A 20,429-nucleotide genomic window follows, 5' to 3' on the forward strand; every position below is an offset into this window, starting at 1 on the left:
GTGGGAGGTAAAATAACACGGCGATGGCTCAACGACTGCGTTCAGTCGAGTAGGTCCTGACTAACGCCAGCCAGTTCGCTTGCCTCGGCCTCTCGGAGTCGGTCGTCGCCGAGTTGGAGTCGGAGCCGTGGTCGACCGACATCGATGGGAACCTTTTCGGTCGCGATAAGCCCCATGTCTTCGAGTCTGGTTTTGGTCCGCGAGAAGGTCGCCTTGCTGGCGATGCCGACATCTTCGCCCCATTTGGAGATATCGTAGAGGAGGACCTCGTTTCTCGCTGCGACCAGTAGCGAAATCGTTACTTCATCGAGCCCGTTGCCGTCGCCGCGAGCCGTATCAAGTTTGGCCAGCACTGCATCGAAATCCTCGCGGGCGGCCTCGCTGATATCGGCGGCCAGCGTCTCCCGAACGCGCGTGATCGGCGGCGTTCGGAGGCGGAATGGCTCGGCGGCCTCCCACTGGTCGTCGTAGCTGTCTCGGGCGCTCTCGACGAATTCGCTGTCATCAGTCGTCAGTGCGGCGATCCGGTCGCCAGCCGCGACGAGTGCCAACACTGACGCTCCCGAAATAAGCAGCGAGTTAGCCGCCGGATCATCGAGCGTCCGGATCGACAACTGACCAGCGTCGATCAGGTCGGCAGCGCGACTCGCAACCAGAAAGTCTTCCATCGTCTCCTTGAGTGGACGTTCCTCTGCGAGCATCCGAATCGTGGGGAGCTCACCATCGAATCCGGTGGCGACGTCGACCAGTGCCTGAATTGCCCCTTCGGTCGGGTCAATCAGTAGCAGATCATCCGTCGCTTCAGTGAGCACTGTCTGTAGGATATCGTTAATGTCTTGTTCGAGTAAATTCGAGTTCATCTATAGTATAGTATAATATGGAAACTGTTATTTAATATTATCGGGTCTCGATCAACCACATCGGCATATGGTTCCCTAATTTAACTCCAAATCAGCGTCATTGAATCTATTTATGTCATTCATACATAAATTATTTTCGGATGTATGTTTTGTGTTTTCTCACCGCGGGCAGGTGGGAACACCGAGGATATAAATGCGGTCACGGAGGAGAGCCAGTGAACGTGTCGACCGACGAGAGCCCGGGCTGGGAGCAGTATTTCGGCTTCGAGCGTCCCTACGAGAACCAAGCCGACGCCATCGAGGCCGCAATCGAAACCGTCCGCCGAGAGGGATATCTCGCGATGGAGGGTCCCTGCGGGACCGGCAAAACGATGGCCGCCCTTACCGCGGCGGCGTTTCTGCTCCGGGAGACCGACCGCTTCGAGAACGTCGTGATAGCGACGCCGGTCAAACAGCAACGCCAGCAGTTCATCGAAGACCTCCGAACGATCAACCGCGGTCTCGACGAGCCGCTTTCGGGTGTCAGCCTCGTCGGGAAATCGGATCTCTGCCCCTACGGGCGCGAAGGTGTATTTCCCGACGACACCAGCGTCCAAACTCGGTGTGAGGAGCTGCGGGAGACGACCGCAGATCTCGTCCGTGAGGACGATTCCGGCGGCCACCGAGGCGACAGCGGCGGGTCGACAGCCGTCGACTCATCAACAACCACTCCAGAAACAGACCCCGAGCCAGCGGCGATTATCGAGGGAACCACTGACGACGCCGAGCAGTGGTGGGACACCGACCGAGCCCGCAGCCTCGTGGAGACTGCGCGCCAAGATCAGGCCGCCAGCGACGACGAACCGCTTCGGACCGCCGGCGCGACCGCGCCGTACGGGACCGCACAGCCAGCCACCCCTGCGGAGTTCACCGATAGCGAGAGCACGCCGCTGTACTGTCCGTTCGAGGCCGACTGGTATGCCCGTGACACCGGCTCGCCGGTCGGCTTCGAACAGGGCGTCGACCACGTCCTCTCGACGGACGATTTTCTCCCCGCCGCAGTTGAGGCTGGCACCTGTCCGCACCGGGTTATGAGCGTCCTACTAGAAAATGCGGAGATCGTAGTCGGCAACTATAATCACTTATTTGACAGTCAGACGCGCCATCTCACCGAGTCGATCCTCGACGAGCGGACGCTCGTGATCGTCGACGAGGCCCACCGGCTCGAAGAGCGCGTCAGGGATCTGCTCAGCGAGACCATGGGCCGGGTAACGCTCAAACAGGCCCAACAGGACCTCCAGACACTGCTCGAACGCGCCCGACAGCATCCTGACAACAAGGAACTCATCGAGTCGCATCTCGCCGACCACGACGTGCCGTACGAGGCGGTCGAACAGGCCCACCAGTTCTACGGCGAGGCGATTCAGTGGCTCGATGAGTATGTCGAAACAGAACTCACCGACCGCTTCGAGCGCTACGGCACCGGCTTTATTGATGAGGCCCTGCCTGACGAAACCCTCGAACTCGAACTCCGTGAACCCGATTCCGACGAGCGAGACGCCTTCACGGTGTGGGCCGAAGAACAAGCAGGCTACACTGGTGACTTTTTCCGCACACTCGGCGCTGTTGGCAGCGCTGTCGAGGACACACTGAGCCAGCAGGGGATCAACCGTGACTGTGTCTGTACGGCCACCGGGGTCCGGTTCAGTCAGTGGTGGCAGCGTGACCACACCGAGTTCTTTCGGGAGATCACGCTCGAACCCACGGATCTGGACTACCGAAACCCGGAGTATCCGTGGTTTAACGCCTACAACGCCTCGCTGGTGATGTACAACTGTATCCCCTCCGAGCAGGTCCGTGACATCCTCGGAGAGTTCGGCGGCGGCATCCTGATGAGTGCGACCCTTGAGCCAATTTCGATTTTTGAGACTGTCAGCGGGCTTGAATCGCTGTCGACGAGGACGTCCACAGATGATGACGGAGCCAAACGACGGGTCGACCGCCGGAGCTACGAGCTGCAGTTTCCGGCAGCCAACCGCGAAAGTTGGGTGGTCGACGTGATGCCGTTTACCGCCCGCAATCGGGGCCAACCAACCTCAGACAACCACAACGAGACCAGAGAGCGCTACGCCTACGTCGCCCGGGAGATTGCCCGGAGCCACGGCAACATTCTGCTGTCGTATCCCAACTACGCCGAAGCCAAATGGGCCGCCGGTCGGCTCCGCAAGGAAGTCGACAAACCCGTCGTCCTCGACAGTTCCTCAAGCCACGAGGAAACCCAGCGCCTCAAAGAGCAGTTTTTCAGTGGCGAGCATGCGGTGCTGGTCACGAGTACTCGGGGGACGCTGACCGAAGGCGTCGACTACGCCGGCGAGAAACTCCACACGTGTGCGGTCTTCGGCGTCCCGCTTGTCAACATCGGCTCTCCCCGTGTGCAGGCAGTCAGACACGCCTACGGCGACCGATTCGGCACTGACAACGCGTTCACGTATGCACTGACTATCCCCGCGGTCCGACAGGTCCGACAGGCCATCGGACGCGTGCTTCGCGGCCCCGACGAGCGAGGGGTTCGGGTGCTGGTCGGCGAGCGGTATCTCCCTGACCGACCCCGGTCCGTCGCGCCGTTTTTCGCTGCCCAAGAACAACGGGAGTTCAGTCGACTGACGCCGGAGTTTCTCGGCAGTCAGTTCACACAGTTTTGGAACACTGAGTGAGCAACTCCCGGTCAGTAGGCAGTCCCTACAATGGAACATTCGGTTCGTAACTAAACAATCCAACAACGACTTGATGCGTAATGTCTGAGTCCAGCATGTATCACCTCGTCTGTCGTGACTGTTCAAAAGAACAACTAGTCGAGAGTGCCTCGACAGCCAAACAACAGGCGGTCGACCACGAAGCGATCACCGGACATCGGTTGGATTTTAAACAGGTAGCGTAGGTCAGCGTCGCTCCAATTGTAGTCTCCATTTTCACGGCCACAGCAAGAGCACTACCGTTGGTCACTACGTCCACAAAAAGAATCGTTGGTTTGGAGAGTCGGAATGGCGTCCGAGCGCCTTAGCCGGTAATTTCGTCGAGCGCGTTGAGCAGGTCGTCTTTGTCTTGGACACCGATCACGCGGTCGACTGATTCGCCGTTGTGGTAGAACTCAAGGGTGGGAACGCTTCGGATCCCTTTCGCGCTGGCGAACTCCTGGAGTTCGTCGATATCTACTTTGAGCACCGCGGCCTCGGTCTCGGCGGCGATCTCCTTGACGGTCGGCTCCAGCATCTTGCAGGGACCACACCAGTCGGCGTAGTAGTCGACGAGGACAACCCCATGTGACTCGATGAGTTCCTCGAAATGGCTCTCATCCTCGACGTGAATCGGCTCGGAAGCAGTTGTGGTACTCATACATGTTTCTACGAGGTCAAATGGTATAACAGTTGCAGGAATGTGTCAGTAGCTCGCACAACCCCCTCCCCCTCTCACTCAGATGACACTATCAAAAGAATATTATTTAATCATCGACTATATAGCTGAGAACAACGCCACCGTCGACCTGTTCGACAGTTTCCAGTGAGAGCGAGGAGAAATTCGTGACGAACCCCTCGCCGTCGGCGAGTGTTGGCGCATCACGGCCGCCGATGACGAGCGATCCCACAAACACGGTCAGTTCGTCTACAAGATCGGTCTCAATAACTGAAAAGATCAGCTCGCCACCACCTTCGATCAGTAGGCGGTCTATACCACGTTTTTCGAGCTGGTCGAACGCCATTGGGAGGTCGACCCGTTGTGCTCCGGCGACGATCAGTTCGGCTCCGGCCTCCCGGAGCGCGTGTCGGCGTTCCTCGGGGGCAGCATCAGAGACGAGTACGTAGGTTTCGGCGGCGTCGTCACAGATCCGCCCCTCGGGTGGCGTGCGGCCACGGGAGTCAACCACCACGCGTGCGGGATCGCTGGATCGACCGGTGTCGCGTCGCCGTTGGCGTCGCTCGGGATCATCGAGCGTAAGATGCGGATTATCGGCTAGGACGGTCCCGATTCCGACCACGACGCCGTCGACGTCGGCCCGGATGCGGTCGACGCGGTCGAAGTCTTCGGGGCCGCTGATCTTTATTTGTTCGCGGCGACGCGACGAGAGTTTACCGTCGACGCTCATCGCGGCGTTGATAACGACATCCATGCGGTGGAATGAGACGGCGGAGGTATCGGCGTTTTGGTCCGGTCGACGGGGGTGGCTGTCGGCCACATGGGAATGTGGCAACGATTTCACAGCTCAAACGGGCCAACTGATAAGTGGGGGCTGAGCGAATCAAACAGTATGACTCCGCGCATACTCATGCTTGGCTGGGGGTTTCCACCGAACGTCACCGGCGGTCTCGACACGTGGGTCGGTGAAGTGTTCGAAGCTTTCGAAGCAAAGGACGTAGATATGCAGCTCTTGCTCCCCGAGGAGTATGCTCCGACTGATCGGGAGGGTATTCATAGCGCCCCAACCGGCGACAGTGACATCATCACCCGCGTTGGTCGAATGAGCGACAAGTTCGTCGAACTCGCCGAAGACGCCGACATCGCCCACACCAACGACTGGTTCGGCTATGGGCCGGGACTCCGGGCCAAACGCGAAACCGACGCCACGTGGGTGTCGGCGTTCCACTCGCTGTCCAGTGACCGCAACATCAATCCCCCAGAACGGGAAGTCGAAACCGAACGCCGTGTCGCAAACCAGTCCGATATCCTGATTTCGGTCAGCGACATCACCCGACAGAACGTCCTCGACCTGTACGATGCTGACTCACACGTCGTCCACAATGGGTTTTCATCGCTTGAGACGACCGGCTTTAATGTGAAGGCCGATCTCGGCATCGAAGGGCCAATGCTGTTTTTCGTCGGTCGACACACCGACCAGAAGGGGATCAGTCATCTGCTGTATGCAATGAACAAGGTCCAGAATACGGATGCGACGCTTGTTCTCGGCGGCAGCGGCCACCAGACCGACCACCTGAAGATGTTTTCAAAACTGCTCGGGATCGAAGACCGCGTGAAGTTTGCGGGCTACATTCCGGAAGAAAAGCTCGGTGACTACTACGCGGCCGCTGACGTGTTCATCTCGCCGTCGCGGGCCGAGCCGTTCGGTCTCACGATCACCGAAGCACTCGCAGCGGGCGCACAGGTCGTCGCCACCGAAAGCGGTGTCCGAGAGACACTCCCAGACGGCTGTCTCGTCGAGGTGACGACCGACTCGAATTCGATTGCTCGTGGGATCGACGAAGCACTCGCCCGCGAGGGGCCGCCACAGTACGAGCCGCGAACGTGGGACGAGGTCGCCGACGACTTGCTTGCGGTCTACAACACTGCATTCGACTGACTAGTCACGTTCAACTAATCTAACAACGGTATACATCGATTACTGTCTGTAACGATCATCTAACAGCACAGAGCTGGAACCGGCGGCCATGATGGTTTCTGTGGGATCAACAATAGTAGCTCTAGTATATGCCTAGTTGTGTAAGTATTAATATTTAAAATTATTTGAGGTTTTTATGTCACTATTACAATACTATTCGGTAGTAATCTGGGAACTGCATTATGACAACAGATGGATCAGACGATGCTGGAATCTACCGTCGAACATATGTCAAGGGCGTTACTACCGCTGGTGCGGTCGCTGGACTCGGTGGATTCGCGGCGAAATCGACCAGTGCACAACAAGAATCGCCCCAAGATGTCAACGACGAGGCGACTGTCGCCGAATTTTGTGGGTTCTTCAATCCGGGGCCACAAGATCAACAATGTATTGCGTGCGTTGAGGCCGAATGTGACGAGGAGGTAAACCCACTCAATCCGCTTTTTACCGGACTAACCGGCCAGTGTTTCACGCCGGATGAGATCCCGGACGGTGCCGATTACATCACCCTCAAAGCAGGGTTGAACTGCTATTTAGCATCGGTTGATGACAACACGACGTTCTGTCTTCCACCGGGGTCGCCCGACATCAGTAACGCGACGTTTTATTCGTGTGGTGGCGATCCGACGCCCGCACTGGTCGACTTCGAGGTGACCTGCGAGGAACTCACTGTCGAAACCGAAAACATCGATGACGACGAGACACTGACAGCGACGGTCACGTTCCTCGATCAGGATAGCGTGGAGTCAGAGGAAACCTTCGAGGCGACGGTTGAAGACGATACAGCCACATTCGACCTCCCCGGTGATCTCAATCCGACCTTCTTCGTACTCTCGTTCGGGGATAGCGTGCTCGGTGAGCAAGATATCGTCGCCGAAGATGCCCCCTGTACCGACGAGCCGCCCGAGCCACCTGAGCCCGAAGACCCCCTCATCGATGCCATCGACGTGACTTGTGAAGAGATCACGATTACGACCGACAACATCGAAACTGGTGAGACACTCTTTGTCACCGTTGAGTTTGTCGGTGATATTTCAACGACTTACGATGTGATAGTCGACGCTGACGGTGTGGGTGTAATCGCACTTCCTGGTGATTTCGATCCATCGAGTATCGAGATCGTGTTCGAGGATGAAACCCTCTTCGCTGGAAACATTCAGGCGACTGACGCCCCCTGTGCGGAGGTACCGCCAGAACCACCCGAGCCGCCGGAACCGCCAGAGCCAGACAATAAAAAGGAACTCAAAAAACGGATGAAAGAACACAAGGCGAAATACGAGGAGTACAAAAAGAAGTACGAAAAACACGACTAACGTAGTCGGAACCGACGACGGGTGAGGCCTCTACTCACAGCTTTTCATACCGTTTCGGCCCAGTTGGATCGCAGATCCTCGCGTGCCGCCGCTCTCAGGTTACGCGTCGACTGCAGCGACCGATTCACGGAACAGCGTAATTTCGGAGGCTGGCTCCGGGTGGGTGATACGGAACCCGGTTCGGGTTTCGCTGACGCCGCGAGTGCTCACTTCGGGGTCGTCGCTTGGCTGGTACGGGCTGTCGGCCGACTGGTATGGGCTGTCGGACTGATACGGACTATCGCGGCTCTGGTAGGGACTGTCGCGTTCGTCTTTCGATTTGTTCGACATCTCTTCCGGCGGGAAATAGATACGCTCGCCGCTGTCAGACTGAATGACGAACGCGACATCGTGGTTTCCGGTCACGTCGATGACAGTGAGACCATCTTCGATGCGAGTCGTGTACTCGAACTCCGGCTCCTCGTCGACCGTCTCGGAATCGCTCATACCCAATGTGGGTGAGCAACCCACTTATCAGTTCCCCGAGTTCGCCCGTCCAGACCCCCGCTCGGCGCAAACAGTTTTTATTGTCGGCTGACCAACGGAGAGATGATGGACGTAGATAACAAAGCCGAGGAGCTTGCCTCCGCTCTCGGTGTCACCAAACAGGAGGTCAAAGCGGATCTGGAATCGTTGCTGGAGTTCGACGTGCCACTGGAGGAGGCCGCCCAGAGCGTCCGCCGGAAACACGGCGGAGCCAGCGGTGGGTCGTCGACACCTGAAACCCTCGATATCGAGTCAATATCGACGACACAGGATTCGGTGAACGTCACCGTCAGAGTCCTCACACAGGGAACGCGGACGATCCGGTATCAGGGTGAGGACGTCACGATCCGAGAGGGGAAACTCGCCGACTCGTCGGGGACGATTTCCTACACCGCGTGGCAGGATTTCGGCTTCGAGGCGGGCGATTCGCTCGTCATCGGCAACGCCGGCGTCCGCGAGTGGGACGGTCATCCCGAACTCAACCTCGGCCAGTCGACGTCAGTGTCGATGGCCGACGAAGAGGTCGCGGTCGACCAGCCCATCGGTGGCGACAGCGATCTGATCGATCTCAAACCGGGCGACCGGGGGCGAAACGTCGAGGTCCGAGTCCAAGAGGTCGAATCCCGAACGATTGACGGGAGAGACGGTGAGACGACTATTCTCTCAGGTGTCGTCGCCGACGAAACCGCCCGACTCCCGTTCACCGACTGGGACCCGCATCCGGATCTCGAAGCAGGAGCGAATCTCCGAATCGAGGACGTGTACGTCCGGGAGTTCCGCGGCTCGCCGTCGGTGAATCTCTCGGAGTTCTCGACTGTCGAGCCGCTCTCGGAGCCGGTGACGGTCTCCGACTCCGCTCCACGGCTCTCGCTGGCCGAGACGGTCGACAGCGGCGGGCTGTTCGACGTCGAGGTCGTCGGAAATGTCCTCGAAGTCCGGGATGGCTCCGGGCTAATCGAACGCTGTCCCGAGTGTGGCCGCGTCATCCAGAACGACCAGTGTCGGACTCACGGAACGGTCGACGGTGAGGACGACCTGCGAATCAAGGCCATTCTCGACGACGGCACCGACACCGTCACGGCGATTATCGGCTCGGAGCTGACCGAGGAGATCTACGGCGGCGACGTCGACGACGCCAAGGAGGCCGCCCGTGAGGCGATGGACAAGGAGGTCGTCGCCGAGACGATTCGGAGCCAACTGGTGGGTCGGGCCTATCGAGTTCGCGGCTCGTTGTCAGTCGACGAGTACGGGGCGAATCTTAACGTCGAGGAGTTCGAGGTGGCCGGCGAGGATCCGGCCGCGCTTGCGACGGCCGCGCTCGCGGAGGTGCGCCAATGAGCGCCGAGGGAGATTCCGGACCGGGGCGACGCGAGGTCGCCTACCGACTATTTGCTGCGGAGTTCGACGACGCCTCGCTGTCGTACTCCGAGAGCGACGAGGAGCGCGCGCCGAACTTCGTTGTTACGCCGACCGGCCTTCGGGTCAACCGACTGTTCGCAGTCGGGGTGCTGACCGAGGTCGAATCGATCAACGAGGACACGCTTCGGGGGCGGATTGTCGACCCAACCGGCGCGTTCGTCACCTACGCTGGCCAGTATCAACCCCCAGCACAGGCGTTCCTCGACCAGACCACCCCACCAGCGTTCGTGGCGATCACTGGCAAAGCTCGAACCTTCGAGCCGGAGGACTCCGACCGGGTGTTCACCTCGGTTCGGCCGGAGAGCCTCAGCGAGGTCGACAGCGACACCCGCGACCGATGGGTGGTCTCGGCGGCCGAAGCGACGCTCCACCGAATTGCGGTCTGTGCGGCCGCGCTTGACTCCTCGCTGCGGGGCGACAAGCTACAGGCCGCCCTCAGCGAGGCCGGTGTCGACGACTCGCTAGCGGTGGGCATTCCGCGCGCACTCGACCATTACGGGACGACGACGGCATATCTCGATGCACTGCGGCAGGTCGCTATCGACGCGCTCGAACTCGTTGCCGACGAGCGCGAGGAGGTACGCGCGCTGGATATCGCACCCAACGAGGGCGGCGAGACGGGTCTCGGCGCGGTCCCAGACGTCGACATCGATCTCGCTGCCGAGCCAGCTTCGGAGCCAGGGCTAGAGCCGGAGCCTGCCTCCGAGTCAGCGGCGGAATCTGCTTCAGAGTCAGCCTCAACAGAGGAGCCAGCCGACGCGGAACCGACGACAGCCTCGGAGTCAGCCGACACAGCGACTGCAGATACATCCGAGACATCGACTACCGAAGCGGCAGCCGAATCGTCGGATACGTCGGCTACTGATCCAGCCGACCACGAGACGTCGACCGAGTCGACTGAGACGGGAGACAGCATCGAGGCAGCAGAGCCGGATACGGAAGCCGCAAACGGGGCGTCAGATCCAGATGCGGACGCCGGGACAGTGGCTCCGGCCGGTGACGATGCCATTGAACCGGCCGCCGAGGAGTCTGCTGACGAGGGTGCTTCCGAGGAGACCGGAATGTACCAACTCGACGAGCAAGAACGCGAGGAACTCGAATCAGATTTCGACACCGGGTTCTCCAGCGGTAACGACGTCGACCCGGCTGGCGAGGCCGACATCGACGTGCCGGATGTCGACGAACTCGCTGAGCAGGCCGAGCAGGCCGAGCAGTCTCAGGCTGAAGAGTCAGCCACCGCAGAGACAGAGACAACTGACGACGAAGAGACGCTTGGGGAGTTCGACGACGGGTTGGACGAGTTCGATAACGACGAGTCCACGACTACCGAACCCGTCACTGATGACGCGCCTGCAGTGGAGCCAAACACAGAAGCGGCTGCTGAATCACCGGCGGTCGACGCCTCGGACGACAGTTCGGCGGACGCCGAAGCCGACGAGCCACCAGCTGAGGAGATTGACCTCGAAGAGACAGTCGTCGAGACGATGGCCGATTTGGACGACGGCGACGGCGTCGACCGTGCAGACCTCGTGACCGAGATCGTCGACACCTACGGCGTCGACGAGGAAGCCGTCGAGGGGGCCATCGCCGACGCGCTGATGGGCGGCCGGTGTTACGAGCCGGGTGACGGAGTCCTGAAGGCGATCTGATGGGCCTCGGCTCCCGACCCCGTGTCGAGCCGGTTCCCAACGCCCCGGCCGCGACGGTCGACCTCGGAGACGAGCAGGCACTAGTAGTCGGTGACTACCACGCCGGAATCGAGGCTGGACTTCGCTACGAACGTGGTGTCGAACTCCCGAGCAACGGCGCGGAGCGTCGACAGCGTCTGCAGACTCTGGTCAACGAGACCGGCGTCGACCGACTGGTGATTCTCGGTGATCTCGGCCACCGAATCGGTACTGTCGAGCAGGTCGAGCGCGAGGAACTCGACGCGCTGTACTCGGTGGTCGTCGAGGATTTGGGGGTACCGATTACCGTCGCCCCCGGCAACCACGACGGAGGGCTTGATCAGGTATGGGGCGACCGCGATGGCGTCGACATCCTATCGCCGTCGGGTGGACTGCTCGCCACCGAGGAAACAGGGTTGGTGGGCGTGTTCCATGGCCATACGTGGCCGGACCAATCGCTGCTGTCGGCCGACGTGATCTGTATGGCCCACGAACATCCAACCGTCAAACTCCAAGATAGCGTGGGTGGCTACCGAACCGAGAAGGCGTGGCTCCGCGGTCGACTCGACCGGTCGGTGCTTGCCAAGGGGGTCGGCTGTGACCCCGAGGCGCTGGAGTGGGCAGATCCCGAACTCATCGTCATGCCAGCGTTCAACGACCGGTCGGGAGGGACATGGATCAATGTCGACGAAGCGGGATTCTTGGCTCCGTTTCTCCCTGACGCGCTTCGCAGTGGAGAGCTATATCTACTCGATGGGACGCGATTGGGTGCCTACCAGCAGGTCTGAGCCGGACGCAAATGTGGTCATCTATACTCTCCCAGCCACGAGGGCGATGTGCTTAATCCGCTCGCGCTGCTTGGTTGAACAATGAGTTCTGCGGACGCAGAGTCGGGCGTCGATGCCTTTTCTCATCTCGGTGAGACGGTGCGAGCCGCGCTTTCTGACCGCGGTTTTTCAACCCCCACCGAGCCACAGCGGCGAGCCATTCCGCCGCTTGCTTCGGGTCGCAACACACTGGTCATCGCCCCAACCGGCACCGGGAAAACCGAGACCGCGATGCTGCCCGTCTTCGATGCTATCGTCCAACACCGCGAGCGCGAAGGGTCGACAGAGGGGTTTTGTGCCCTGTATATCACCCCGCTTCGCGCACTGAACCGGGATATGCGCCAGCGGCTGGAGTGGTGGGGCCAGCGACTCGGTATCGAGATCGATGTCCGCCACGGAGACACCACCCAGTACCAGCGACAGAAACAGGCCAACAATCCTCCCGACGTGCTGGTGACGACGCCCGAAACACTGCAGGCAATGTTGAGCGGCTCGAAGTTGCGAGTCGCGCTCTCAGACGTGCGGCACGTGGTCGTCGACGAGGTCCACGAACTCGCGGCCTCGAAGCGCGGTGCCCAACTGACCGTCGGCCTCGAACGCCTACGGCTGCTTTCGGGGTCGTTCCAGCGAATCGGCTTGTCTGCGACCGTCGGCGACCCCGAGGCGGTGGCGGCGTTTCTGACTGGCTCCCGTGTCGACGAGTTGCCGGAAAGCGAGACCGACGCCGACCGCGATTTCTCCATCGTCGAGGTCGACGTCGGCAGCCGAATAGAGTTCACCGTCACCCAGCCCGAGATCACCACCGCAGACGACCGGCTGGCGGGGAAACTCGCAACCACCGAGGAAATCGCCAGCCACGTCCGAGTGATCCGTGAGATCGTAGAGACCCACGAGTCGACGCTCGTCTTCGTCAACACTCGACAGACCGCCGAAGCACTCGGCTCCCGATTCAAAAAGCTCGGCGACCCAATCGAAGTCCACCACGGCTCACTCTCGCGTGACGTTCGGGTCGACGTCGAGGACCGATTCAAAACAGGGGATCTCGATGCGCTGGTCTGTACGTCCTCGATGGAACTCGGGATCGACGTGGGCCGAGTCGACCACGTCGTCCAGTACGGCAGTCCCCGCGAGGTCGCCCGCCTGCTTCAGCGGGTCGGCCGCGCTGGCCACCGCCACGATCAGGTCTCCCACGGAACGATCATCACGAGCTATCCCGACGACACGCTCGAATCGCTCGCCATCGCCCGCCGCGCAGGCGAGGGACTGGTCGAACCAGCCGGAATCCACACCGGGAGTCTCGACGTCGTCGCCAACCAGATCGTCGGCCTCGTGATGGATTTTGGTGAAGTAAGTGCCCGGCGAGCCTACCAGACAGTCACGCGAGCCAAACCGTTCCACGACCTCACCGAAGACCAGTTCCGGGCCGTCGTGCGAGAGCTTCACAGCAATCGGCTCTGCTGGCTCAACGAGGACGCCGACCAACTCGAAAAGTCGGGCGGGACGTGGCAGTACTACTACGCCAACCTCTCGATGATTCCCGATGAGGAGAGCTACGAGGTCCACGATATGTCCTCCCGAACACAGGTCGGCACCCTCGACGAGCGGTTTGTCATCAACTTCGCCGCGCCGGGCGAGGTGTTCATCCAACGCGGCGAGATGTGGCGAATCAATGACACCGACGAGGAGGGAAGCCGGGTCAACGTCGCCCCCATCGAGGACCCCGCAGGCGAGGTGCCCTCGTGGGTCGGCCAAGAGATCCCAGTCCCCGCCGCAGTCGCCCAAGAGGTGGGTAAAATTCGGGGGATTGCTGGATCGCAGTTCGAGCATGGGGCCACAGCGTCGACAGTCGCGGCCGATCTCTGCGGGCGGTATCCAACCAACCAGTCGACCCTTGAGACTGCGCTTGATCCCATCGAACGCCACGTCGAGGCGGGATTTCCGATGCCAACCGACCAGCGACTCTGTATCGAGGCTCGTGGGCGGACAGTCAGAGTCACCGCGGCGTTCGGCCACGAAATTAACGAGACGCTGGGTCGACTGCTCTCGGCCTTAGTCGGCCAGCAAACCGGCTCCTCGATTGGGATGAGTGTCGACCCCTACCGAATCAGTTTCGAGGTCCCACAGGGCGTCAACGGCGGCGTGTTCCGAGATATTCTGCAGTCGACCGATCCCGACCATCTCGAAAGCTATCTCGAACTCGCACTCAAGAACTCGGAAACACTCAAATTCACGCTTGCGCAGGTGGCCGCCAAGTTCGGCTCGCTGAAGCGGTATCAGGGCCGGAACCGATTCGGCGGCGACCGACTGCTGGATGCGCTGGAGGGCACTCCGATGTACGACGAAGCATTGCGGGAGATTTTTCACCGTGATCTGGCAGTCGACGCGACGGCCGACGTGCTCAGTCGACTGCAGTCGGGCGAACTGGATCTCGTTCTCATTGGCGATGAGACACCGATAGGGACGAGTTCGCGGCCGAGTGGCCAGGAGCTACTTGTCCCTGAAAAGGCCGACGCGAGCGTGATCGAGGCGATCAAAACCCGGATTCAGAACGACCGCGTCCTGCTGTGTTGTTGCCACTGCAAAGACTGGAATCATACAACAAAGGTTCGGCGAATCCGCGAGCAGCCGGAGTGCCCCGACTGTGGGTCGACACGCGTCGCCGCGCTCAATCCGTGGGCCGACGAGGTCGTCTCGGCAGTCCGAGCGGATGACAAGGACGGCGACCAGAAGAAACAGACGAGACGTGCTTATAAAGCTGCGAACCTCGTCCAGAGCCACGGCAAACAGGCCGTGATCGCGCTGGCGGCCCGCGGTGTCGGCCCCCACAACGCCGCCCGGATTATCAGCAAGTTCCGCGAAGACGAAATGGAGTTTTATCGGGATCTACTTAAACAGGAACGCGAGTACGCCCGAACGCAGTCGTTTTGGGACTAACTCTGGTGGTGGGTTGCGTATTCAGTGATTCGGCAATCGCGGTCACAACTGCGGTGGCCCAAACGTAGTGTGGAGAGTCATTCATCAGCGTTGTGTCTGGTGGGACTAGCTATTCGAATACAAGTAGAGAGAACAGACGGCGAGGATCGACTCCGCGGTCTTTGTTATTACTGCCCAGTGAGCGAGGGAGCCGCCTCTGTAGAATGCTTCTATCCCCCATCCGTGTACCATAAACATTGCTAGAATCGAGAGTACCGCATAGATCGCTGCCACAAGGAACAGTCCCTTCCGCCAGTATTTCGAGAGATACAGCACCGTCCCGCCGATGAATCCTGTCCCGTTGAGTGCAAACAACACGCCCCCAGTAGTACCTGCAGTCGCGGTTGCCCCCGGAATGAGGTACAGATGCAAGATGCCAGTCGTGAGTGCAGTCAGGACGGCAAGATACCCAGCGGGATTCTCCGGTGTACTGAATGTCTGTACGCCTGTCGCTGTGGTCGTTTCAGCCATATCCCAGAGTGTATGGTTCAGGTAATAAAACCCAAAGAATCTTGGAGAAAAAATTTTTTGTTCTGCCGGATTGTTTCATTGTGGCAAAAATATTTTTATCCATATGAAATCTGATATTGTTCGGTTGGTTCTGGTGCCGTGGGCAACGACACCCCAAAAGCAGTTAGTAGCACACTCACGAAACTGATTATCCCCGACTCAGATACGAATCCAAGCGTTCGGCATCCTGCCAGAGCGATTCGTAGAGGTCCGAGGCCCAGCGGATAGCGGACTCTGCCTCGGAGATTAGCACCGACTCAACCGGCGACTGGGTCATCGGTCGGAGCGCCATCATCATATACGAATCAGCAACAGTGAATCCAAACTGAATATCTGTCACTCTGTACTGGGCTGTGTCGATCTCACGAATCCGGTCGCGGGTTCCCGCCTCGACGTCCGCCTGTAACTGGTCGACAACACTCGGTGGCAAAATAAGCCGAGAGTCAGGATCATCCGGGAACGCATCACTATACTCTGGAGCGTGGATTGGCACGGCAGTACGGCAGCTATCTGCTTGCTCAAGCAGGTCGACAACTGCGCTGGCATGTGCTCGAACAGTGGGTGGTTCGGAACGAACGACTTCGTACTGCCCCAGTTCAGGAAGTCGACGGCGAAACTCTCGGGGAAGATGATCGGTTCGGTGGGTCTCCCAGTATTCCTGATCATAGTTGATTGTCTGAACGGTGGATTTTTTTCGTTCGATGAGATCTACCACCAGACGGCCTTGTCCCGTGAGTGTCCAGCCAGCGTCTCCATCAAAAACCACTCCCCGACGCTCCAAATCCGCGAGTGCGGTATACACCGTCGACGTGCTCGCATCCAGGTGGTCGATGAGCTGATCCGTCGGCTGCGTAGTTGCGGCTAGTCGCTGCAAAATATCAACCCGAACCGACGAAGAGATAACGAAATCATACACCGAATTCCCTGGCATTTGCGTCTAATCGTTCAGTTTGCGGTCTCATAATAACCTCGGTCGTTGGTTCAGTCGTACGCTGAACGGTTGGTGTCGGCTGCCAACCGCAGCACGATACTGTTGCAGACACGCTATTCACGCTGGACGCAATTGAGATGTAATCATAACACCTGCACGGCCCCTTTGCCACAGGTCTACTCAGGCATCGTAGCGAGCAGTTGCAACCCACTCAATGTCCCAATTCGCTCCGCAGCAGCCGCAATCATCGCCATAGCGGCCCGCGGCGTCGCCCCCGAGACAGCCGTCCGCATCATCACCAACGTCCGCGAGGATGAGGCGGAGTTCGACCGGGATATTCTGGCCGCCGAGCAACAGTACGCCCGAACCCAATCAGTCTGGGAGTGAGTTTGTCACTACTGGCCAGATTACGAAGCCCAGATACGGGACCGTAAAGCCGACGAGATACCCGGCCAGATGGCCCCAGACATTGGTTCCGGGTCGGACGAACAGCAGTGCGCCGGCGACCCCGAAGACGAACACCGTCGACCCGATCAGGAAGGCGAGTCGACGGTCCGGATCGAGGTGACGGTTGTACGCGCCAAGCTTGTGGGGTGGGTCGATCCACCAGAGTGCGCCAGCCGCCGACACACCACAGACCGTCAATCCGAGCGCAAGGACTGGCTGGACCGGGAAGTACGAAACCGACGGAACCGCAAACACAATCGCCAGCGAGAGCAGAAACGGGACTGCCGCCCATGCGGTGTCGAGTTCACCATCAGTTGTTTCGCAGACGGCTGCCGCCAATACGACCGGGAGAAAGCCGAGAAACGCGGCTGTGATTCCGGAGAACCCCATCGATGGCTGGTTCGTGATCGAACCCAGCGTAGCCAACGTTAGCCACGCAATACCAAAGGGAGCAATCAGGAGGTAGACCGCCATCGAGATGCGGAACTCCTGCCGCCAGCCAGCAATTGCGACCAGCGGGTAGATGCCGAACAGCGTCACCCAGAAGTTGAGCAGGTTATCAGCAAGGTGTCGACCACCAGCGTGGACGTAGTTGGCCGTAAAGGCGGTCGACAGCGTCCGTGAGCTCTCAAATACCGAATCAGCCGCCAAACTAAACGCGAGCCCATCGGTTGGCGAGAGGAGCCACAGTATCCCCAGTACGGCTGGCAGCCCAGCTAAGACGAGCCAGTGTTCGGCCGGACTGGTGGCTGTCGTTCGTCGCCACCAGCCGACCGCGGTCGCGGGAAGGTCACAGAGTTCCTGAAGCCACCGGGATGACACGTTAGCAGACCGAACGGTACACAGTAACTTACGTGTGACGAGAGTCGTTCATTCTTGATCTCAGTTCAGTCCCAGCTTTCGAGGAGTTCAGTGATTGTGGCGACGAGTGAGTCGAAATCTTTCAGCTTCAGCCCGTCAGTCGTCACGAAGACGCCGCTGTCGCCGACACCGACCCGGACCAGAAACCCGTTTTCGAAGTTTCGGATCGTGTACTCGTAGTTGCCAAGCTCCGAGCCAGCGTAGGCATCGGTCGTCGTCTTGTAGTCGTGCCATTCGTGGCCGATAAACGACATCAGATCCGCATCCTGTTCGAGATCGCCGCGGAGATACACTTGCATATAGTTGGTCGCATCGAAGTAGGTAACTGACCGACAGTTGTCGCCGACCGCACTCCGGCAGGCGGTTTTAAGCTGGTCGGCGCGTTTTTCGGTCAGTGGCTTCTCGCTCATTGGTTCTTCATCGCTCATATAAACCCGTACGGATGCGGGCGATTTGAAACCACGGGTCGTGGGGCTGACCTGCCGGCTTACCGACTCGCGGCAATCGACTGGAGTGCGGTCTCGAACTGATCGTCCGTAATCACCAGCTCGTCGACGTGGTCGTTTGCGGTCTCACCCTCGTACCGACCCGCGACATCGGTAATTGCCAACAGTGCGGCTTCCCGGCAGATCGAGGTGAGTTCGGCCCCCGAGTAGCCCTCGGTGTCGTCGGCAACCGAATCGAGGTCGACGTCTTCGGCCAGTGGTTTGTCTCGGGTGTGAACCGCCAAAATTGCCCGCCGGGCCTCGCGGTCGGGTTCGGGCACGTTGATATGGCGTTCGAGTCGACCGGCCCGGAGCAGGGCTGGATCGAGACTGCCGCGGCGGTTTGTCGCCGCCAGAACGACCAAATTCGGGTTGTCGCTAAGGCGGTCGAGTTCAGTCAGGAGTTGAGAGACGACGCGATCACCGACCCCGGAGTCGCTACCGAGGCTGTCTCGGTCGCCGGCGATGGCGTCGATCTCGTCGAAAAAGACGATGGCGGGGGCGGCCTGTCGGGCGCGCTCGAAGACCTCCCGAACCGCTCGCTCGGATTCGCCAACATAGCGGTCCAGCAGTTCAGGCCCCTGCACTTGAATGAAGTTAACCTCGCTTTCGCCCGCAATCGCGCGTGCGAGAAGTGTCTTTCCGGTTCCGGGTGGCCCGTGGAGGAGGACGCCGGCCGACGGGGCGGTGTCGGCGGCATCGAACAGCGGCCCGTACATCAGCGGCCACGTCACTGCCTGTTCGAGTTGTGATTTCGCCTCGTCGAGCCCGCCCACGTCGTCGAAATCAGTCGACGGCGTTTCGGCGACGTACTCCCGCATCGCGCTGGGTTCGAGGGCGGCCATCGCGCTCTCGAAGTCGGCCCGCGAGATGGTGATGTTCCCCAGCGGCTCGCCAGCGCGTCTGGTCCGGCGAAGCGCGGTCATCGCGGCCTCCTTGGTCAGCGATTCGAGATCAGCCCCCACGAAGCCGTGGGTCCGTGAGGCGAGTTTGTCGACATCTACGTCATCGGCAAGCGGCATTCGCCGTGTGTGGACGTCGAGGACCTCGCGGCGACCTGCCTCGCCGGGAACGCCGATCTCGATCTCGCGGTCGAACCGCCCACCGCGCCGCAGGGCGGGGTCGAGCGAGTCGACGCGGTTCGTTGCCCCGATCACGATTACATCACCGCGGGCGTTGAGACCATCCATCAGGCTCAGCAGTTGGCCGACAACCCGGCTTTCGACATCGCCGCCGTCCTCGCGTTTGCCCGCGATGGAGTCGATCTCGTCGAAAAAGACGATGGCGGGGGCGTTGTCGGCGGCCTCTTGGAACTTCTCGCGGAGTTTCTCCTCGGATTCGCCCTTGTACTTCGACATGATCTCCGGCCCCGAGACGGTGAGGAAGGTGGCGTCGACCTCGTTGGCGACCGCCTTCGCAATGAGCGTCTTCCCCGTGCCGGGAGGGCCATGCAGCAAGACGCCCTTCGGTGGGTCGACGCCGAGTCGGGTGAACACCTCCGGCTCGGACAACGGGAGTTCGATCATCTCCCGAACGAGTTCCAGTTCGTCGTCGAGGCCACCGATATCCTCGTAGGTGACACCGGTCGGGGATTGGGGGTCACTGTCGACCTTGTTGGCCCTCCCGTCGATCGCTTTGTCGATCGGCTCCGTCGGGTTGCTCGTCTGATTCGACGACCGTGATTGCGCGACGGGGTCGACAGTGACACGCGTTGAGTCGGTGACGCGCACCGTCCCCTCGGGGTCGGTTGACGCCACGGTGAACCGCGTTCCGGCGAGGCGTTCGATGCGAACGCCCTCACCCTCGCGGATTGGTCGGTCCCGAATATCGCGTTCGACCGCGGTTTCGATGGTCTCGTGTGAGATGTCGGCTGCGGCCAACTCCTTTGGCGGGATGAGTCGGACGCGGCGGGCATCCGATACCGGCTCTTTTTTCACTCGGACGGTCTCGCCGACTTTGACACTCGCGTTGGTGCGTGTGTCGGCGTCGATGAGGACGGAGCCAGCGGCCACGCTATGGCCACCGGGCCACACTTTGGCGACCGTCGAGGCTGCGCCCTCGATAACGACTGTATCCCCACTGAGAACGCCGAGTTCCCGCATCGCTCGGTCGGGAAGCCGGGCGATTCCGCGTCCGGCATCCCGCTTTTCGGCACTGCGAACGGTGAGTTCAACACCGGGATCGTCACTCATGAGAGGGGGTTAGGCCGCTACCGGTTTATTATGCACGGACAACAGGAATTG

18 protein-coding genes are annotated in these 20,429 nt (G+C 60.1%); 9 read left to right on the forward strand and 9 right to left on the reverse strand.

Going from position 1 to position 20,429, the window contains the following annotated elements; translation table 11 throughout:
* Positions 1-41 precede the first annotated feature (41 nt).
* Positions 42-860, reverse strand: coding sequence for a transcriptional regulator TbsP (tbsP, locus tag HALTADL_RS12505; RefSeq protein WP_089671072.1), 819 nt, complete (start codon positions 858-860; stop codon positions 42-44).
* Between the two features lie 215 nt (positions 861-1,075).
* Between tbsP and HALTADL_RS12510 the strand changes: the two genes are divergently transcribed.
* Together HALTADL_RS12510 and HALTADL_RS17845 are read left to right on the forward strand one after the other, a co-directional pair.
* Entirely contained in the window at positions 1,076-3,553 is a 2,478-nt protein-coding gene (locus tag HALTADL_RS12510) for an ATP-dependent DNA helicase (protein ID WP_218143639.1), read from the forward strand.
* Positions 3,554-3,633: 80 nt separating this feature from the next.
* On the forward strand, positions 3,634-3,777 hold the full coding sequence (locus tag HALTADL_RS17845; protein ID WP_177171896.1) for a hypothetical protein: 144 nt from the start codon (positions 3,634-3,636) through the stop codon (positions 3,775-3,777).
* Between the two features lie 119 nt (positions 3,778-3,896).
* Here the strand turns inward: HALTADL_RS17845 and trxA are convergent, their stop codons facing one another.
* Entirely contained in the window at positions 3,897-4,232 is a 336-nt protein-coding gene (gene trxA, locus HALTADL_RS12515; RefSeq protein ID WP_089671074.1) for a thioredoxin, read from the reverse strand.
* 106 nt (positions 4,233-4,338) lie between these two features.
* On the reverse strand, positions 4,339-5,004 hold the full coding sequence (locus HALTADL_RS12520; protein WP_089671075.1) for a 2,5-diamino-6-(ribosylamino)-4(3H)-pyrimidinone 5'-phosphate reductase: 666 nt from the start codon (positions 5,002-5,004) through the stop codon (positions 4,339-4,341).
* Between the two features lie 156 nt (positions 5,005-5,160).
* Here HALTADL_RS12520 and HALTADL_RS12525 point away from each other — a divergent pair, with 156 nt between their 5' ends.
* Entirely contained in the window at positions 5,161-6,189 is a 1,029-nt protein-coding gene (locus HALTADL_RS12525; RefSeq protein WP_089671076.1) for a glycosyltransferase family 4 protein, read from the forward strand.
* A gap of 221 nt (positions 6,190-6,410) precedes the next feature.
* Positions 6,411-7,541, forward strand: coding sequence for a hypothetical protein (locus HALTADL_RS12530; RefSeq protein ID WP_089671077.1), 1,131 nt, complete (start codon positions 6,411-6,413; stop codon positions 7,539-7,541).
* 99 nt (positions 7,542-7,640) lie between these two features.
* On the opposite strand, the gene HALTADL_RS12535 is transcribed toward HALTADL_RS12530, so the two are convergent.
* Positions 7,641-8,027 (reverse strand): DUF7510 family protein, encoded by a 387-nt coding sequence (locus HALTADL_RS12535; RefSeq protein WP_089671078.1) that lies wholly within the window; start codon positions 8,025-8,027, stop codon positions 7,641-7,643.
* Between the two features lie 105 nt (positions 8,028-8,132).
* On the opposite strand from HALTADL_RS12535, the gene HALTADL_RS12540 reads away from it, so the two are divergent.
* The 4 genes from HALTADL_RS12540 (at position 8,133) to HALTADL_RS12555 (ending at position 14,913) form a co-directional block, all read left to right on the forward strand.
* Entirely contained in the window at positions 8,133-9,404 is a 1,272-nt protein-coding gene (locus tag HALTADL_RS12540) for a Single-stranded DNA binding protein (protein ID WP_089671079.1), read from the forward strand.
* A complete protein-coding gene (locus HALTADL_RS12545) occupies positions 9,401-11,134 on the forward strand; it encodes a hypothetical protein (RefSeq protein WP_089671080.1) in 1,734 nt (577 codons plus the stop codon). The genes HALTADL_RS12540 and HALTADL_RS12545 overlap by 4 nt, the downstream gene beginning before the upstream one ends.
* Positions 11,134-11,940, forward strand: a complete 807-nt coding sequence (locus tag HALTADL_RS12550; RefSeq protein ID WP_089671081.1) for a metallophosphoesterase — start codon at positions 11,134-11,136, stop codon at positions 11,938-11,940. Before HALTADL_RS12545 ends, HALTADL_RS12550 begins: the two co-directional genes overlap by 1 nt.
* An 81-nt stretch (positions 11,941-12,021) precedes the next feature.
* Positions 12,022-14,913 (forward strand): DEAD/DEAH box helicase, encoded by a 2,892-nt coding sequence (locus HALTADL_RS12555; RefSeq protein WP_089671082.1) that lies wholly within the window; start codon positions 12,022-12,024, stop codon positions 14,911-14,913.
* Between the two features lie 105 nt (positions 14,914-15,018).
* Here HALTADL_RS12555 and HALTADL_RS12560 read toward each other — a convergent pair whose 3' ends face one another.
* Together HALTADL_RS12560 and HALTADL_RS12565 are read right to left on the reverse strand one after the other, a co-directional pair.
* The gene (locus HALTADL_RS12560) at positions 15,019-15,423 is read right to left on the reverse strand and encodes a DUF7475 family protein (protein WP_089671083.1); all 405 of its coding nucleotides are present in this window, start codon (positions 15,421-15,423) and stop codon (positions 15,019-15,021) included.
* Between the two features lie 187 nt (positions 15,424-15,610).
* Positions 15,611-16,393 (reverse strand): helix-turn-helix transcriptional regulator, encoded by a 783-nt coding sequence (locus HALTADL_RS12565; protein WP_089671084.1) that lies wholly within the window; start codon positions 16,391-16,393, stop codon positions 15,611-15,613.
* Between the two features lie 165 nt (positions 16,394-16,558).
* Here HALTADL_RS12565 and HALTADL_RS12570 point away from each other — a divergent pair, with 165 nt between their 5' ends.
* A complete protein-coding gene (locus HALTADL_RS12570) occupies positions 16,559-16,780 on the forward strand; it encodes a hypothetical protein (RefSeq protein WP_089671085.1) in 222 nt (73 codons plus the stop codon).
* On the opposite strand, the gene HALTADL_RS12575 is transcribed toward HALTADL_RS12570, so the two are convergent.
* The 3 genes from HALTADL_RS12575 to HALTADL_RS12585 all read right to left on the reverse strand — a co-directional run bounded on the left by HALTADL_RS12575 (position 16,766) and on the right by HALTADL_RS12585 (position 20,378).
* The gene (locus tag HALTADL_RS12575; RefSeq protein ID WP_089671086.1) at positions 16,766-17,662 is read right to left on the reverse strand and encodes a hypothetical protein; all 897 of its coding nucleotides are present in this window, start codon (positions 17,660-17,662) and stop codon (positions 16,766-16,768) included. The two genes, HALTADL_RS12570 and HALTADL_RS12575, sit on opposite strands and share 15 nt — an antisense overlap.
* A 65-nt stretch (positions 17,663-17,727) precedes the next feature.
* On the reverse strand, positions 17,728-18,129 hold the full coding sequence (locus HALTADL_RS12580; RefSeq protein ID WP_394327349.1) for a DUF7522 family protein: 402 nt from the start codon (positions 18,127-18,129) through the stop codon (positions 17,728-17,730).
* Positions 18,130-18,188: 59 nt separating this feature from the next.
* The gene (locus HALTADL_RS12585) at positions 18,189-20,378 is read right to left on the reverse strand and encodes an AAA family ATPase (RefSeq protein ID WP_089671087.1); all 2,190 of its coding nucleotides are present in this window, start codon (positions 20,376-20,378) and stop codon (positions 18,189-18,191) included.
* Between the last annotated feature and the right edge of the window lie 51 nt (positions 20,379-20,429).

The organism is Halohasta litchfieldiae (assembly GCF_002788215.1).
Classification (GTDB): domain Archaea; phylum Halobacteriota; class Halobacteria; order Halobacteriales; family Haloferacaceae; genus Halohasta; species Halohasta litchfieldiae.

Excerpts from the sequence above, each read along its gene's own strand:
- tbsP (WP_089671072.1), bottom strand. The coding sequence starts at position 860 with ATGAACTCGAATTTACTCGAACAAGACATTAACGATATCCTACAGACA.
- HALTADL_RS17845 (WP_177171896.1), top strand. The coding sequence starts at position 3,634 with ATGTCTGAGTCCAGCATGTATCACCTCGTCTGTCGTGACTGTTCAAAA.
- trxA (WP_089671074.1), bottom strand. The coding sequence starts at position 4,232 with ATGAGTACCACAACTGCTTCCGAGCCGATTCACGTCGAGGATGAGAGC.
- HALTADL_RS12520 (WP_089671075.1), bottom strand. The coding sequence starts at position 5,004 with ATGGATGTCGTTATCAACGCCGCGATGAGCGTCGACGGTAAACTCTCG.
- HALTADL_RS12525 (WP_089671076.1), top strand. The coding sequence starts at position 5,161 with ATGCTTGGCTGGGGGTTTCCACCGAACGTCACCGGCGGTCTCGACACG.
- HALTADL_RS12530 (WP_089671077.1), top strand. The coding sequence starts at position 6,411 with ATGACAACAGATGGATCAGACGATGCTGGAATCTACCGTCGAACATAT.
- HALTADL_RS12535 (WP_089671078.1), bottom strand. The coding sequence starts at position 8,027 with ATGAGCGATTCCGAGACGGTCGACGAGGAGCCGGAGTTCGAGTACACG.
- HALTADL_RS12540 (WP_089671079.1), top strand. The coding sequence starts at position 8,133 with ATGGACGTAGATAACAAAGCCGAGGAGCTTGCCTCCGCTCTCGGTGTC.
- HALTADL_RS12545 (WP_089671080.1), top strand. The coding sequence starts at position 9,401 with ATGAGCGCCGAGGGAGATTCCGGACCGGGGCGACGCGAGGTCGCCTAC.
- HALTADL_RS12550 (WP_089671081.1), top strand. The coding sequence starts at position 11,134 with ATGGGCCTCGGCTCCCGACCCCGTGTCGAGCCGGTTCCCAACGCCCCG.
- HALTADL_RS12555 (WP_089671082.1), top strand. The coding sequence starts at position 12,022 with ATGAGTTCTGCGGACGCAGAGTCGGGCGTCGATGCCTTTTCTCATCTC.
- HALTADL_RS12560 (WP_089671083.1), bottom strand. The coding sequence starts at position 15,423 with ATGGCTGAAACGACCACAGCGACAGGCGTACAGACATTCAGTACACCG.
- HALTADL_RS12565 (WP_089671084.1), bottom strand. The coding sequence starts at position 16,393 with ATGCCAGGGAATTCGGTGTATGATTTCGTTATCTCTTCGTCGGTTCGG.
- HALTADL_RS12580 (WP_394327349.1), bottom strand. The coding sequence starts at position 18,129 with ATGAGCGATGAAGAACCAATGAGCGAGAAGCCACTGACCGAAAAACGC.
- HALTADL_RS12585 (WP_089671087.1), bottom strand. The coding sequence starts at position 20,378 with ATGAGTGACGATCCCGGTGTTGAACTCACCGTTCGCAGTGCCGAAAAG.